This is a genomic window from Streptococcus sanguinis (genome assembly GCF_900635155.1).
GTDB classification, from domain to species: Bacteria; Bacillota; Bacilli; order Lactobacillales; family Streptococcaceae; genus Streptococcus; species Streptococcus sanguinis_G.
The window spans coordinates 1,410,349-1,424,900 of the sequence record NZ_LR134002.1 but is presented as its reverse complement, the minus strand read 5'-3'; the positions used below and the strand labels follow the sequence as shown (position 1 = coordinate 1,424,900).

The window sequence follows — 14,552 nt, the reverse complement described above, 5'->3', positions numbered from 1 at the left end:
TATAACTGCCTCTATAAATTAAATCCGAACATTTTATAAAAATTTTCAAAAAGGTCTTGACATCTTTTCAGGAAAAACTTAAAATATAGGAAATTAGAAAAGTAGTAGATGCATTTGTTTTTAGCGAGCTCGTGGTTGGTGGAAATGAGCAGCAAATCTTTACGAAATTGGGCTAATTGATAAAATGAATTTGAAACAATAAGAATTCGGTATGCACACCTTACAGTGCAGCTTGTTTGATGACAAGACAGAGATATGGGGAATATTAGCTATTTTCCATAATTGAGGTGGCACCGCGATTTTCGCCCTCACACAGAATACCTGTGTGAGGATTTTTTGTTGCTTATTATAAAAAAAGGAGAATTACCTATGTTTAAACGATGGCGTCCCTAGGGATTGAACAAAAAATATAAAACATAGAAATGGAGAAAGAACATGAAAAACAAACGATTAATCACTATCTTAGGCCTTCTGGCCGTTTTGGCAATCGGTGGGATTGTCTATTCCAGCTTGAACAGTAAAGGCAACACCACTAAGACTAGTAGTGACAGTCAGACAGTCAAGGTCGGCGTGCTGCAGTATGTCAGCCACCCTTCGCTGGATTTGATTTACAAAGGGATCCAGGATGGTCTGGCTGAGGAAGGCTATAAAGGCGACAAGATTAAGATTGACTTTATGAATGCTGAGGGCGATCAGAGTAAGGTCTCTACTATGAGCAAACAGCTGGTTTCCAATGACAATGATGTGCTGATTGGGATTGCAACTCCGTCTGCCCAAGGACTGGCTGCAGCTACTAAGGACAAGCCTATTGTCATGGGAGCTATCACAGATCCGGTCGGAGCAAACCTAGTGAAAAATCTTGACAAGCCAGGTGGCAATATCACTGGTGTCTCTGACCGCAATCCAGCTAAGCAACAGCTAGAGCTGATTAAAAAATTGACTCCAGATGTTAAGACTATCGGTGCGCTCTACTCTAGCAGCGAAGACAACTCCAAAGCTCAGGTGGAAGAGTTCAAAAAATTGGCTGAAGAGGCAGGCTACAAGGTAGAGGAATACTCTGTTCCTTCGACCAATGAAATTGCTTCAACCATGAATGTCATGACTGGCAAGGTTGATGCTATCTGGATTCCAATTGACAATACCATTGCATCAGCTTTTGCGACTGTTGTGTCCAGCAATAAAGAAGCTAAGAAACCGATTTATCCAAGTGCGACGGCCATGGTAGAAGAAGGAGGTCTTGCCTCTGTCGTTGTAGACCAGTATGACCTAGGTGTTGCGACTGGTAAAATGGCAGCTAAAGTCCTTAAAGGTGCCAAACCTGCTGACACTGCAGTAGATATTTTTGATACAGGTAAATCTGTTATCAATACCAAAAATGCCAAAGAACTTGGCATTACTGTACCAGAAGATGTTCTGAAAGAAGCAGGTCAGGTTATTAAATAGAAAGAAGGAAGTCTGTTGCTTGACAGGCTTCTTTTTCTCGATAGTCTCTTCTTGTAAAACCTTTCTCGCAGTTGTATAATAGAATTGGCTCAAGTGAATGGGAAGAGCAAATGAAGTGCAGTTTGCTCCAGTGGATTTTACGAAGAGATAGAAGCGGAAAGGGAGTTAGTCAAGAAAGAATGGAAGAAGATATTCAAAAAAACCGCTATATGGGATCGGTCAAGGTTGGCCCCAAGGGGCAGATTGTCATTCCCAAAGAAGTGAGAGATATGTTTGAAATTCAACCTGGGGATGCTCTGGTCCTCTTTGCAGATGCCCAGCAAGGCATTGCCATCCAGCGTTACGAGCTCTATGAAGATCTATTTAATCAGACCTTCAATGGAGACAAAAGTTCAAAAAGTGATTTATAAAATCGGAATCTGCTCAAGCAGATTTTTTCTTTTGCTTTTATTTGCTACTACTAATGAATGGGTGTATAATAAGTATAAGAAGTTATACAACTTATACCAAACTCTTTCGAGATTGAATTAAAATAGCTTAGTTTTTATTTAAATGAGTAAGTTGTGACTAGCTTTAGATGTCAAAGTCATATCTTTAAATAACATTTCGTTTTTTAGTTCCTCATATCTGATGAAAGGAGATGTCCTTATGTATGCAGTTGAGATGCAGGATTTGACCAAGCAATACGGCTCAAAAACGGTTGTTGATGGTTTGAATCTAAAAATTGAAGAAGGTGAATTCTTTGCCATGCTGGGCTCTAATGGTGCGGGGAAGACAACAACGATTAAGATGCTGTCCTGTCTAGTTGAGCCGACGATAGGAGATGCCCTGATGCTAGGCCATAGTATCCGCAAGGAGGAAGATGCTGTCAAGGAAATGATTAATGTTTCACCTCAGGAAACAGCTGTTGCTCCCAAGCTGACAGTCAAGGAAAATCTGGAGATGATTGCTCGTCTATATGGATTTTCTAAGGAAGAAGCGGCGCAAAAGACAGAGCATCTGATGGAGACATTTGACCTGACGGATAGGCAGGATGATCGAGCCAAGTCCTTGTCAGGTGGCTGGCAGCGTAAGCTCAGTATTGCCATGGCCTTAATCAGTCAGCCCAAGATTCTTTTCCTAGATGAGCCGACCTTGGGTCTGGATGTGCGAGCTAGAAGAGAACTTTGGAAGAATATTGAGCAACTAAAGGGAAAAGTCACAGTTATTCTGACTACCCATTATCTAGAAGAAGCCGAGGCTTTGGCCGACCGACTTTGCATTATGGATAAGGGAGTGGTGCAGATCTTGGGAACAGCAGAGGAAATTATCCAAGCTTCCGGCAAGAAGGATTTTGAAGAGGCCTTTTTGTCCTATACGGAAGGAGGGGAATTAGCATGAGAGCCTTCATTTTTGCAAAGCGCAATTTCAAAGAAATCATGCGTGATTATGTCAGCAGTTTGATGGGAATTGGTTTTCCTGTCTTTCTGATTATCGCCCTGTCCCTTATGAAACAGAGCCTCAAAGGGATGCCAGCTATCTTTTCCATTGAAAATTTTGCTCCTAGTATGATGGTATTTGGTGCTTCCTGGCTGACTATTTTTGTCGGCAGTTTAATGGCCACGGACCGCAATAACTCTTTTCTCATGCGTCTCCTATCTACACCGCTTAGAAGCGTGGATTATATCTTAGGGTATTCGATTCCAGTTCTGCCTCTGGCTCTTTTACAGGGCATAGCCAGTTTTGCGACTGCAATGATTTTTGGCTTATCCTTAAATCTGGGAACTTTTTACGTCCTCTTGGTTTTGATCCCAGTAGCTCTGCTCTTTATTTCTTTGGGCTTGCTTTTAGGGTCAGCTTTCTCTAGCAGTAATGCAGTCAGTGGTTTTGGAACTATTCTTGTCAATGCTACGGTTTTTCTCAGTGGAGCAGTGCTTCCGATTGAGATGATAGGAGGTGGTTTTGAAGCATTTTGCAATGCCTTGCCATTTGCCCATGCAGCAAAGGTTGTTCAGTTGGCATTGGCTCAAGATTTGAATTCACTTTTGCCTCATCTTTTTTGGGTTCTTCTCTATGCTTTCCTATTCTTTATCCCTTCTGTCTGGATTTTCAAAAAGAGGATGAAAGGCTAGGGCTTCCATTCGAGCGTGGAAATCAGCTGGATTAGCTTGCGAAATGTTTAGAAATCTGTTAGAATGAAATATAACTAAATAGCAATCCGCAAGACCAGTAACCTAGGGGAAGTTTAACAGGGAGGGGAGCCAGCGACTGAAAGCTCTCTAGATGAAAGCTAGGCGAATTCACTTGCTCTAGGATTGATAAGTAAGGTCTGGCTTGCCAGATAAAAAACGGATGGTACCGCGTGTCAACGCTCCGCTTATGGAGATTGGCGCGCTTTTTATTTTGGAGGGAAAATGACGAAAACGATTGAAGAACAACTGAAAAGCCTACGTGAAGAGACTCTAGCTTCTCTCAAGCAGCTCAAGGCTGAGAATCAAAAGGAACTGCAGGACTTGCGTGTAGCAGTCTTGGGTAAGAAGGGTTCGCTGACTGAAGTCCTGAAAGGGATGAAGGATATTTCAGCTGAAATGCGGCCGATTATCGGGAAGCATGTCAATGAAGCGCGTGATATTCTGACAGCAGCCTTTGAAAAGACTGCTCAAGAGATGGAAGAGCAATTAGTAGCTCTGAAACTGGCTGAGGAATCCTTGGATGTGACCCTGCCAGGCCGTCAAATTCCGGTTGGGAACCGTCATATTCTTAGCCAAACTAGTGAAGAAATTGAAGATATCTTCATCGGGATGGGCTATCAGGTCGTGGACGGCTTTGAAGTGGAAAAGGACTATTACAACTTTGAGCGGATGAATCTGCCTAAGGACCACCCAGCACGGGATATGCAGGACACTTTCTATATTACAGAGGAGATCCTGCTCAGAACCCACACCAGTCCAGTACAGGCCCGAGCTATGGATGCTCATGACTTTTCTAAAGGGCCACTTAAGATGATCTCACCGGGGCGTGTCTTCCGTCGGGATACTGATGATGCGACTCACTCACACCAATTCCATCAGATTGAAGGTTTGGTGGTTGGAGAAAATATTTCCATGGCAAACCTGCAAGGAACGCTGCAGCTGATTGTCCAGAAGATGTTCGGCAAAGATCGCAGTATCCGTCTGCGTCCGTCTTACTTCCCGTTCACAGAGCCGTCTGTTGAAGTGGATGTTTCCTGCTTTAAGTGTGGTGGTGCCGGCTGTAATGTCTGCAAGAAGACCGGCTGGATTGAGATTATGGGAGCTGGTATGGTGCATCCGCGCGTGTTGGAAATGAGCGGCATTGATGCAGAGAAATACTCTGGATTTGCCTTTGGTCTTGGCCAAGAGCGGGTAGCTATGCTCCGCTACGGTATCAACGACATTCGTGGATTCTACCAAGGAGATATTCGTTTTTCTCAGCAGTTTAAGTAGAAACCTATATTCATAGATGCAGCTTTTCTGAGAAAGGAGTGCAGTATGCTAGTCAGAGTCAAAAAAGAAGAAGCGAACCTCCTGCGAGAGTTGGAAGTCGCGACCTATCAAGAAACCTTTGGTCCATTTATCAAGGAAGCTGATATGGCTCATTATTTTGACAATGAGCTGTCGCTTGCAACTATCGAAAAGGAACTGGCAGACCCTGAGTCAGAGACTTATTTTGTTGTCAAAGGCGGTGAAATTGCTGGTTTTCTCAAGGTAAACTGGGGACAGGCTCAAACAGAGCAAGAACTGCCACAGGCCTTTGAGGTTCAGCGAATTTACGTTTTGAAAGCCTATCATGGTCAGGGATTAGGCAAGGAAATGTTTGAATTTGCCTTGGAAGAAGCCAAAAAACGAGGTTTTGACTGGGTCTGGCTGGGCGTCTGGGAGAAGAATTTTAGAGCTCAAGATTTTTACTTCAAATACGGCTTTGAAAAATTCAGCCAGCACGACTATATCACTGGTGAGACAGTAGACACCGACTGGCTGCTGCGCAAGAAATTGAAATAAACAAGAAACTTTAAAGAGAGGAAATGAATACGACCTAAAAGCTTTAAATTTAGATGATTTGTTTCTGAAATCAGGATTTCAGACAAATCCCTAAAATTTGGTCGGTCTAGTCCCTCAGCGATAGAATAGAGAAAGGAATTGAACCCGGGCTAAAAACTCGAAAAAAGATAGATTTGCGATCATTCGTCGAATGCTTAGTTAATCTCCTGTTTTTCAGTCGTTTTTGACGCCCTTGGTATCTTAAATATGCTAGTAAGTTATAAGTGGTTAAAAGAGTTAGTAGACATTGATGTGGCGAGCGCTGAGCTGGCTGAGAAAATGTCAACGACAGGAATTGAAGTAGAAGGTGTGACATCACCAGCTGCTGGCCTGTCAAAAATTGTCGTTGGTGAGGTGGTATCGTGTGAGGATGTTCCTGATACCCACCTGCATGTTTGTCAAGTCAATGTCGGAGAAGAGGAGAACCGTCAGATTGTCTGCGGTGCTCCAAATATTCGTGCAGGCATCAAGGTCATGGTGGCTCTGCCGGGTGCTCGCATTGCGGACAATTATAAGATTAAAAAAGGAAAAATCCGTGGATTGGAGTCACTGGGTATGATCTGCTCTCTGGGTGAGCTAGGTATTTCTGATTCTGTCGTGCCAAAGGAATTTGCGGATGGCATTCAAATCCTGCCTGAAGAAGCAGTGCCGGGTGAGGAAGTCTTCTCTTATCTGGACTTGGACGATGAGATTATCGAGCTTTCCATCACGCCAAACCGGGCAGATGCTTTGTCTATGCGTGGGGTGGCTCATGAGGTGGCTGCGATTTATGACAAGTCTGTACGTTTCAAAGACTTCCCACTGGTGGAGAATGAAAAGCAGGCAGCTGACAGTCTTTCAGTAGCCCTTGAGACAGAGAAAGCCCCTTATTACGCAGCTCGTATCTTGGAAAATGTCACCATTGCGCCAAGTCCTCAGTGGCTGCAAAATCTTCTCATGAACGAAGGAATCCGTCCGATTAACAATGTAGTGGACGTGACTAACTACATCCTGCTCTACTTTGGTCAGCCCATGCATGCTTTTGATCTGGATACTTTTGAGGGTGACCAGATTGTCGTCCTGGAAGCGCGTGCTGGTGAAAAACTGGTGACACTGGACGGCGAAGAGCGCGAGCTGGAAGTCAGCGACCTAGTCATTACTGTGGCGGATAAGCCAGTTGCTCTGGCTGGTGTCATGGGCGGTGCAGCGACTGAAATTTCCGGTAAGTCCACTCGTGTTGTTCTGGAGGCGGCTGTTTTTGATGGAAAATCAATCCGCAAGACCAGCGGTCGCCTTAATCTGCGTTCGGAATCATCTTCCCGCTTTGAAAAAGGCATCAATGTAGCAACTGTCAATGAAGCTTTGGATGCGGCAGCAAGTATGATTGCGGACTTGGCAGGTGCAACTGTTCAGGCTGGTATCGTATCTGCTGGTAGCTTAGACACTAGTGATGTAGAAGTGGTGTCCAGTCTCGCGGATGTCAACCGAGTTTTGGGAACAGATTTACTTTATACAGATATTGTGGATGTCTTCCGCAGACTTGGCTTTGGCTTGTCAGGAAATGCTGAACAGTTCACTGTCAGTGTCCCTCGCCGTCGCTGGGATATTTCAATTGAAGCGGATCTCTATGAAGAAATTGCCCGCATTTACGGCTATGACAAATTACCAGCTAGCCTGCCAAAAGATGACGGGACAGCTGGTGAATTGACTGCAACGCAGCAACTGCGCCGTCAAGTACGGACTTTAGCAGAAGGAGTTGGGCTGACAGAAATCATCACCTATGCTTTGACGACGCCAGAAAAGGCGATTGAGTTCACTCTCAATCCTAGTAACTTGACTGAGCTCATGTGGCCGATGACAGTGGAGCGTTCTGTTCTCCGTCAGAACATGGTTTCTGGTATTTTGGATTCTATTTCTTACAATGTGGCTCGTAAAAATAAGAATCTAGCCCTCTATGAAATTGGAAAAGTTTTTGAGCAGACTGGCAATCCTAAGGAAGAACTGCCAAATGAAATCAATAGCTTTGCCTTTGCTTTGACAGGTTTGGTTAATGAAAAAGACTTCCAGACCAAGCCAGTGGCAGTTGATTTCTTCTATGCTAAGGGTGTGGTGGAAGCACTCTTTGCTAAGTTAGGCTTGACAGCTGAATACGAGGCTAGCAGCCAGATTAAGAGCCTGCATCCTGGTCGGACTGCTTTAATCTCTATCAATGGCCAGCCTGTCGGCTTTGTCGGCCAAGTCCATCCTGCGACAGCCAAGGCTTACGATATTCCTGAAACTTATGTGGCTGAGCTCAATTTGTCGGCTATCGAAGAGCAGCTCCAGCCAGCACAGCCGTTTACAGAAATCACTAAATTCCCAGCTGTCAGCCGGGATGTGGCACTCTTGCTCAAGGCTGAAATCACTCACCAAGAGGTCCTTGATGCAATCCAAGCAGCTGGTGTCAAGCGCTTGACCGATATTAAGCTCTTTGATATCTTCTCTGGTGACAAGCTGGGTGTCGGCCTCAAATCCATGGCCTACAGCCTGACTTTCCAAAATCCAGAAGCCAGTCTGACCGACGAAGAAGTGGCTAAATATATGGAAAAAATCGAAAAATCTCTTACCGAAAAACTCGGTGCAGAAGTTCGCTAATGAACTATTCCCCAGTCATGTGATTGGGGATTTTGATTGATACTCTTCGAAATCCTATTCAAATCATAGTTGATTTGCAGTTTCGCTTTGCTTTCTATTATGGCAAGCTTATTGCTAGGATAAGAGCAAAGATGTAGGCGAAACGAGAAGTATTCGAAATTGAAAATCAGTAGGAAAACTAATCATGGAAAATTCAAACCAAATCTCCCAATGTCAGACTCTTTGGGCTAGAAATAAATATCTGGTTCTCAGTCATTCCAGTAAGATCTATCTGGAAATCCGCCAATATCTAAAAAGTGACTCGGTGGAAGCAGTACATGTTCAAGACTTGATTGATCAGGCGATAGCCCTGCCTGAAAATCGCGGTCAGGTCAGCAATGCCTTTCAGCATGTTTGGGGTTATTTTAAGAAGAAAGCCAGCTCAGCTGAAAAGGAAGATTTTATGCATCTTTTACTTCGTTACCAATCCGGTCAGGCTGAGAAAAAAGACTTGGTAAGAGCTGTAAGGGACCTGCTAGTCAAGTATCCTAATCCTTATCTGCAGAAATCCACTTTGTTATTTGGTGATGAAGAATGAGGAACTGAAATCAAGGGGAAAGAATAAGCTTGCTCGTCTAGTAGCTTTGAGGGGTGTAGATGATAAGAATAATTTGTTAGGCTCATAAACAATATTATTTTGACTGGTTTCGATAAAAGATCCACCTTGAGCAAAACGCGTCTTTAAGGTATGATTGGAGAAAAAATGTTTTTTACTTATCAGGGAAATAAATTATATTATAAAGTGATTGGTCAAGGAAAGCCAGTCTTGGCAATTCATGGTTTGGGCTGTTCATCTGAATTGATGGAAGGATGTTTGGAACCCATTTTTGAGAAACATTCTGACTATAAAAGGATTTATTTAGATTTACCTGGCATGGGTAGGTCTGATGCCAATCCTGCTTTTGCAAGTGCGGATGAGATTTTAGAGATGCTCCTGAACTTTATAGAAACTGTAATCGGAGGACACAGCTTTCTCTTAGCTGGAGAGTCTTATGGTGGTTATCTTGCTCGAGGAATTTTGGCTAAGAAAAATTCGCAGATTGATGGTTTGTTGCTAATTTGTCCAGTAGTTGTACCCAATCCGAAAGAAAGAATTTTGCCTAAAGATACTCTGGTAATTAGAGATGTTGGGTTTGATATAGTAGGCAAAAGCGAAGATTTCGTTGATTTAGCGATTTTACAGACTAAAGAAACTTATCAACGGTTTGAAAAAGAAATCCTAGCAGGGCTTCAGATGATGAATGCTCCCTTTATCCAAAAGCTGCAAGAAAACTATTCTTTTTCGTTTGAAGTGGATCAAGAGATACAGGAAAAGGGCTATGACGAGCCCAGCCTTTTTATAGCAGGAAAGCAGGACCAAGTCGTGGGCTTCCAGCAGTTAGCGCAACTGTCTCACTATTATCCAAGGGCAACTCATGCTGTAATGGATCTTGCTGGTCACAATGCGCAGATAGATCAAGAGGCTCTCTTTACTGCCTTAGTTGAAAATTGGCTCAAGCGAATTGAACTTTCCTGATACTACAAGATTTAATATGTTGAACAGATGCAGATGAAACTGGAGTTCATCAAATAAATCTAATTCAGCCCAAAATTGATTTTAAAATCATAGAAAAAAGCGGTTATACCGCTTTTTTTGCTTATTATCCCCAGAATTTTTGGGCGATTTCTTGGCCTTGTTTGATTTTGGCCCATTGTTGCTCAATGGTGAGTTCGTTTCCAGAGTCACAAGAGGCGAAGCCGCATTGGTGGGAGAGCAGGAGTCGCTCTTTCGGTAGAACGGTTGCTGCTTTCTCGAGGAGGTCTAGGACGCGTTTTTCGTCATCCAAGCCTGTCGTCTTACTGGAGAGCAGTCCTAAAACGACTTCCGCATTCTTGTCCTTCAAAGCTGCTAGAGCTGATACATCACCAGCTACATCGCTGTCCCACTCTAGGAAGTAGCGATCATAATGTTGGTCGCGCAGGAATTTTTCTGCGATAGCTTCGTAGGTACCCTCAGCAGCAGAGCGGCTTTCGTAGTTACCACGGCAGTTGTGGGTCCAGACAGTCAGTCCAAGCTCATGAGCATAGTCTACGACTTCGTTATTAATAGCGACAAACTCATCTGCTAGGTCAGCCAGACTAGCATTGCCTTCAGCAAAGAAGCTGGCAGGATTGGACTCGTCAAAGAGTTCCCAGAGACAGTCGTCAAACTGGATAATCTGTCCGCCAGCGGCCTTATAGTCGTCCAAAAATTCCTTATAAGCTTGAATCAAGCCTTTTTTCAAGTCTTCATTGGTCTCATAAACTTGTCCTGGTCCCGCCAAGCGGTCAAAGACAGCTAACTCAGTATAAGCATGGGCAGGTCCCCAGACAGTCAGCTTGGTATCTTCACCAGCAGCCTCATCCTTGACTAGCTTATAAATCTCGATAAAGTGATGATTTTTACCAAAGAGTGGTGCTGTGATGCGGATACCAATGTCCTTACGGGTCTCATATTGCCCGCCGTCGTGGTCCTTGAAGGTATAGCCGTGGTCAGCAATGTAGCGCTCGATTCCCTTAAGTCCCCAGACAAAGTCCAGATGCCACATAGACTTGGAGTATTCTCCATCTGTCAGGATGTCAATTCCCTTTGCCTTTTGCTCAGCAACAATCTCCTTGATGTCAGCTGTCTCCGTCTCATGGTAGCCTGGGAAGCTGTCGTAGAAGGGGTATTGAATATCATCGCGGTGCTCAATTTCTGTCTTATACTGGCGCAGATTTTCTGGGCGCAGAAGTGATCCAACCAGTTGGAATTTTGATTTTGTCATAAGATTTCTCACTTTCATTAGGGATTATGGTCTATTGTATCGAAAATTTCTCTGCAAATAAAATAGTTAATTCTGCTGGTAGGGTATATCCGAAAACTATTGCTAGCGCTTAGGGTGTATTTCCTTATGATAAAAACTATTTTTTCTTGACAAATAAAACAGACAAGTGTAGAATATAAGTATAAACTACAAGTGTAGAAAAAAGGAGAAAAGAATATGACTATTACAAAAAAAGCCTTTATCGGAATTCTATCTCTGACAGCAGCAGTCCTATTAGCTGCTTGCTCAGGCAATACTAACCAGGGAGGGAATACTAGTTCATCACAGAATACACAAGGCCAAACATCACAATCTGCGCAGAATCAGACTTCGCAGTCATCAGCCGCATCTTCCTCTAATCAGACTTCTTCATCATCAAATGTAGGGCAGGCTACTAATATAGACGGGCGCTACCAAGCAACCGACCATGATGGTGACCAGCATGTCCTGGAAATCAATGGTACGACTGGTACTTGGACTGAGACCGAGGTCGATGGCAGTAAGGAAATCAAGCAGGTACAAGTAGACAGTGCTAATCAAAGACTGATAGTCGGCGATGATGTCAAAAGTTACCGCCAAAATGGCAATCAGCTGATTGTGGACGAATTGGATGATGATCCAGACACTCTGACCTTTACCAAGCAGTAAAGTGCTTCTTGTTCTGCTCAGGACAACAGGATGAGCAGTGAGGAAATCAAACTAGAGGCTGGGACAAAAGTCCTAGCCTCTCAATTGTCTTTGGATTGTCGAGCAAGACGCAGTGGTTGAGTGGGCTCTACTACGATGATTTCATCAGCTTTTACAGCCCTACTCAACTGTGCGGAGGTGGGACGACGAAATCGAATTCTAACGAATTACCGATTTCTGTCCCACTCTCTTTTTTATAAGAATTTTATATTAAATGATGTAAAAAATTTGACTTGAAGGGTGCTCTAAGTTGTATAATAGTTACTATAAAGATATCAAAGGAGAAGAAACGATGAAATTGGCAGTTTATACAAAAGCAGGCCAAGTTGGACTTACTGAGATTGCTCGTCCGCAAATCATTGAGGCAGATGATGCCATTATTCGGATTGTTCGGACCTGTGTCTGTGGCTCTGACCTATGGCGCTACCGCAGTCCAGATATTGAAGCAGGCCATCAAAATAGTGGGCATGAAGCGATTGGAATTGTCGAAGAAATCGGTGATGCAGTAACGACTGTTAAACCTGGCGATTTTGTTATTGCGCCGTTTACTCATGGATGCGGGCAATGTGATGCCTGCCGAGCAGGATTTGATGGCACTTGTGATTCTCATATTGGGAATAACTGGTCAGACGGGGTACAAGCAGAATATATGCGCTTCGAATTTGCTAACTGGGCTCTTATCAAAATTCCGGGTCAGCCTTCTGATTATACAGAAGGAATGCTCAAATCACTCTTGACACTGGCTGATGTCATGCCAACTGGCTATCATGCTGCACGAGTGGCAGACGTCAAGCCTGGTGATAAGGTTGTCGTGATTGGTGACGGAGCTGTTGGACAATGCGCTGTTATTGCGGCTAAAATGCGTGGTGCTTCCCAAATCGTTCTCATGAGCCGTCATGAAGATCGACAAAAGATGGCTTTAGAGTCAGGTGCGACAGCTATTGTTGCAGAACGTGGCGAAGAAGGAATTGCCAAAGTGCGTGAGATTCTAGGTGGCGGGGCAGATGCAGCTTTGGAATGTGTCGGGACAGAAGCAGCTGTTGATCAAGCTCTGGGAGTCCTTCACAACGGTGGCCGCTTAGGCTTTGTCGGTGTGCCTCACTATAATAACCGAGCTCTTGGTTCTACCTTTGCCCAAAATATTACAGTTGCAGGCGGTGCAGCCTCTGTCACGACTTACGACAAGCAAATCTTGCTCAAGGCAGTTCTTGATGGTGATATTAATCCGGGCAAGGTCTTTACAAGTGAGTACAGGCTGGATGAAATTGACCAAGCTTATAAGGACATGGATGAACGCAAGACTATTAAGTCCATGATTGTCTTTGATTAGGTGTAGAAGAAAACAGCCTTGCTGCGGTCTCTTTAAGATGGCAGTGGGCTGTTTTTGTGTGGCTTGGTAGTTCTTTTCATGAAAGGAAATTCATTCTTTTTGCTCTCTGCACCAAGCTATCCACTTTAACCATTCGGCGGCCAGATGGAGCTGGTGTTCTTTGATAAGGCTGTCTGGACAAAGGCTGGGGAATTCGACGCAGAATCGGGCTTCTAGGCCTTTTTCTGTGTCGCGAAACTGATGGCGAATTCCACCGATATTGCTACCATTCGCTAGACTGGCGGCACCGACAGTTTGGAAGGGATAAGACGCATCACGAGGCTCCTCTATCTCAGCTTCACCACCAAGGTCAAGAAAAAACTGTGTTGGCAGTGGGCTGTTTCCTGCAGTCTCAATGACTTCAAGTTTGCCACTGTGCGGCTGCAAGGCATAATGGTCTGGACAGGCACCAAGATTGACTCTTTTATGAGTATCTGTCTTTTCTAACATTAATTTTTCTAGCCTTTTACTGAAAGAAGCAGCAGTCAGTCCACTTGCAAAAATCGTTACAATAGCTCTTTTTCGTGGTTTCTTGGACCATTTGGCTGCCCATTCCATCAAATATTGGCTCCATTTGAGTTTGGTTCCTATTGTCTGGATTATCTCCTCGTATGTCAGCTTCATTTTTGCTTCCAGTAGGGCCTGGTCTAAAATCTCCGTATTGTCAGTATTCGGCAGCTGTAGATTAAGTATCTTAGCTGCTTTATGGATTCTCTGCTTCCGCCATTGCTCAATTCTTTCTTGACTGACTTCCTTTTGATTGATAATAATCTTCATTTTTTAATCCTCTTGTTCTTGTCTTCTGCTTATATTTATTATATAGTGGGAGCTGGATGACATACAAGCATCAATTTTAGATAGACTGTTGCATTTTGAGGTGAATGGCATGTATGAGAAAAAAAGAAGAAAGACAGAAAAGCGGATAGAGACTAGCTTGCTGCGGCTGATGAAAGAGCAGACTTTTGAGACTATCAGTATTCGTCAGCTGATTGACTTGGCAGAGGTAAATCGTAGTACCTTTTATCGGCATTACCTGGACAAGTATGATCTGTTAGAGAAGATAGAAGACCAGTTGCTAGGTGATTTGCTGGCCTATTATCAAGATGCAATAAAATCTGACCGACTGTTCAAGTTAGAAAAGGATTTTAAAGTGGAAGACTACATTCATGAAGAACAAAATCTTTTTCATTTTTTTGAGCCTTACTTGGAAGACTTAGCCATTCTTTTGGGACCCAATGGTAGCCCTACTAGTTCGTTGAGGTTGCAGAAAGCTCTGAGGGAGATTTTCTCGCATAGTATTTCTTTAGCTGACGCGTTTATAGAAGAGGTAGAGGTGGACTTGCTGCTGAATCATCAAGCCGCGTCCTTTATGGGAACACTGACTTACTGGTTGGCTCATCCTCATTATAAGTCACAGGAAATGAGTGATTTCCACACTAGGGTGACTGCTGTTGGTCTGGCGGGTTTTGTCAGAGAGCATATGGAGGGTAATTGACAGGATAGTTTTTCCAGTTTGCTGCTTTATGATATAATAGTCTC

The 14,552-nt window shown here is 43.7% G+C and carries 14 protein-coding genes and 1 other annotated feature; of the genes, 12 read left to right on the top strand and 2 right to left on the bottom strand.

All coding sequences use genetic code 11. The features are described from left to right. Window positions 1-79 precede the first annotated feature (79 nt). Window positions 80-313 (top strand) — a binding site (T-box leader). Window positions 314-435: 122 nt separating this feature from the next. The 9 genes from trpX (at window position 436) to ELZ47_RS07190 (ending at window position 9,648) form a co-directional block, all read left to right on the top strand. After that, complete coding sequence (gene trpX / locus ELZ47_RS07230) at window positions 436-1,443, top strand: tryptophan ABC transporter substrate-binding protein (RefSeq protein ID WP_125332089.1); 1,008 nt, start codon at window positions 436-438, stop codon at window positions 1,441-1,443. A 110-nt stretch (window positions 1,444-1,553) separates the two neighbouring features. Next, window positions 1,554-1,853, top strand: coding sequence for an AbrB/MazE/SpoVT family DNA-binding domain-containing protein (locus ELZ47_RS07225; protein ID WP_125332087.1), 300 nt, complete (start codon window positions 1,554-1,556; stop codon window positions 1,851-1,853). Between the two features lie 220 nt (window positions 1,854-2,073). Beyond that, window positions 2,074-2,823, top strand: coding sequence for an ABC transporter ATP-binding protein (locus tag ELZ47_RS07220; protein WP_164549582.1), 750 nt, complete (start codon window positions 2,074-2,076; stop codon window positions 2,821-2,823). Beyond that, a complete protein-coding gene (locus ELZ47_RS07215) occupies window positions 2,820-3,554 on the top strand; it encodes an ABC transporter permease (RefSeq protein WP_164549581.1) in 735 nt (244 codons plus the stop codon). The genes ELZ47_RS07220 and ELZ47_RS07215 overlap by 4 nt, the downstream gene beginning before the upstream one ends. Before the next feature lie 282 nt (window positions 3,555-3,836). Continuing rightward, on the top strand, window positions 3,837-4,886 hold the full coding sequence (gene pheS, locus ELZ47_RS07210) for a phenylalanine--tRNA ligase subunit alpha (RefSeq protein ID WP_125332081.1): 1,050 nt from the start codon (window positions 3,837-3,839) through the stop codon (window positions 4,884-4,886). Between the two features lie 45 nt (window positions 4,887-4,931). Next, on the top strand, window positions 4,932-5,441 hold the full coding sequence (locus ELZ47_RS07205) for a GNAT family N-acetyltransferase (protein ID WP_125332079.1): 510 nt from the start codon (window positions 4,932-4,934) through the stop codon (window positions 5,439-5,441). Between the two features lie 246 nt (window positions 5,442-5,687). Continuing rightward, entirely contained in the window at window positions 5,688-8,093 is a 2,406-nt protein-coding gene (gene pheT, locus ELZ47_RS07200; protein ID WP_125332077.1) for a phenylalanine--tRNA ligase subunit beta, read from the top strand. 184 nt (window positions 8,094-8,277) lie between these two features. After that, complete coding sequence (locus tag ELZ47_RS07195) at window positions 8,278-8,670, top strand: YbgA family protein (RefSeq protein WP_125332075.1); 393 nt, start codon at window positions 8,278-8,280, stop codon at window positions 8,668-8,670. A gap of 150 nt (window positions 8,671-8,820) precedes the next feature. Beyond that, on the top strand, window positions 8,821-9,648 hold the full coding sequence (locus tag ELZ47_RS07190; RefSeq protein WP_126435691.1) for an alpha/beta fold hydrolase: 828 nt from the start codon (window positions 8,821-8,823) through the stop codon (window positions 9,646-9,648). Between the two features lie 124 nt (window positions 9,649-9,772). On the opposite strand, the gene ELZ47_RS07185 is transcribed toward ELZ47_RS07190, so the two are convergent. Then, window positions 9,773-10,918 carry a cobalamin-independent methionine synthase II family protein gene (locus tag ELZ47_RS07185; protein ID WP_164549580.1) on the bottom strand — a complete coding sequence of 382 codons (1,146 nt, stop codon included), beginning with the start codon at window positions 10,916-10,918 and terminating at the stop codon, window positions 9,773-9,775. Between the two features lie 216 nt (window positions 10,919-11,134). On the opposite strand from ELZ47_RS07185, the gene ELZ47_RS07180 reads away from it, so the two are divergent. Continuing rightward, window positions 11,135-11,605: an SP_0198 family lipoprotein gene (locus ELZ47_RS07180; protein WP_125332069.1), complete on the top strand. Its 471-nt coding sequence runs from the start codon at window positions 11,135-11,137 to the stop codon at window positions 11,603-11,605. A gap of 331 nt (window positions 11,606-11,936) precedes the next feature. Beyond that, window positions 11,937-12,974, top strand: coding sequence for a zinc-binding dehydrogenase (locus tag ELZ47_RS07170; RefSeq protein ID WP_125332067.1), 1,038 nt, complete (start codon window positions 11,937-11,939; stop codon window positions 12,972-12,974). A gap of 90 nt (window positions 12,975-13,064) precedes the next feature. Here ELZ47_RS07170 and ELZ47_RS07165 read toward each other — a convergent pair whose 3' ends face one another. Beyond that, the gene (locus ELZ47_RS07165) at window positions 13,065-13,790 is read right to left on the bottom strand and encodes a hypothetical protein (protein ID WP_126435690.1); all 726 of its coding nucleotides are present in this window, start codon (window positions 13,788-13,790) and stop codon (window positions 13,065-13,067) included. 109 nt (window positions 13,791-13,899) lie between these two features. Here ELZ47_RS07165 and ELZ47_RS07160 point away from each other — a divergent pair, with 109 nt between their 5' ends. Next, a complete protein-coding gene (locus tag ELZ47_RS07160) occupies window positions 13,900-14,508 on the top strand; it encodes a TetR/AcrR family transcriptional regulator (RefSeq protein ID WP_126435689.1) in 609 nt (202 codons plus the stop codon). The last annotated feature ends 44 nt before the right edge of the window (window positions 14,509-14,552 follow it).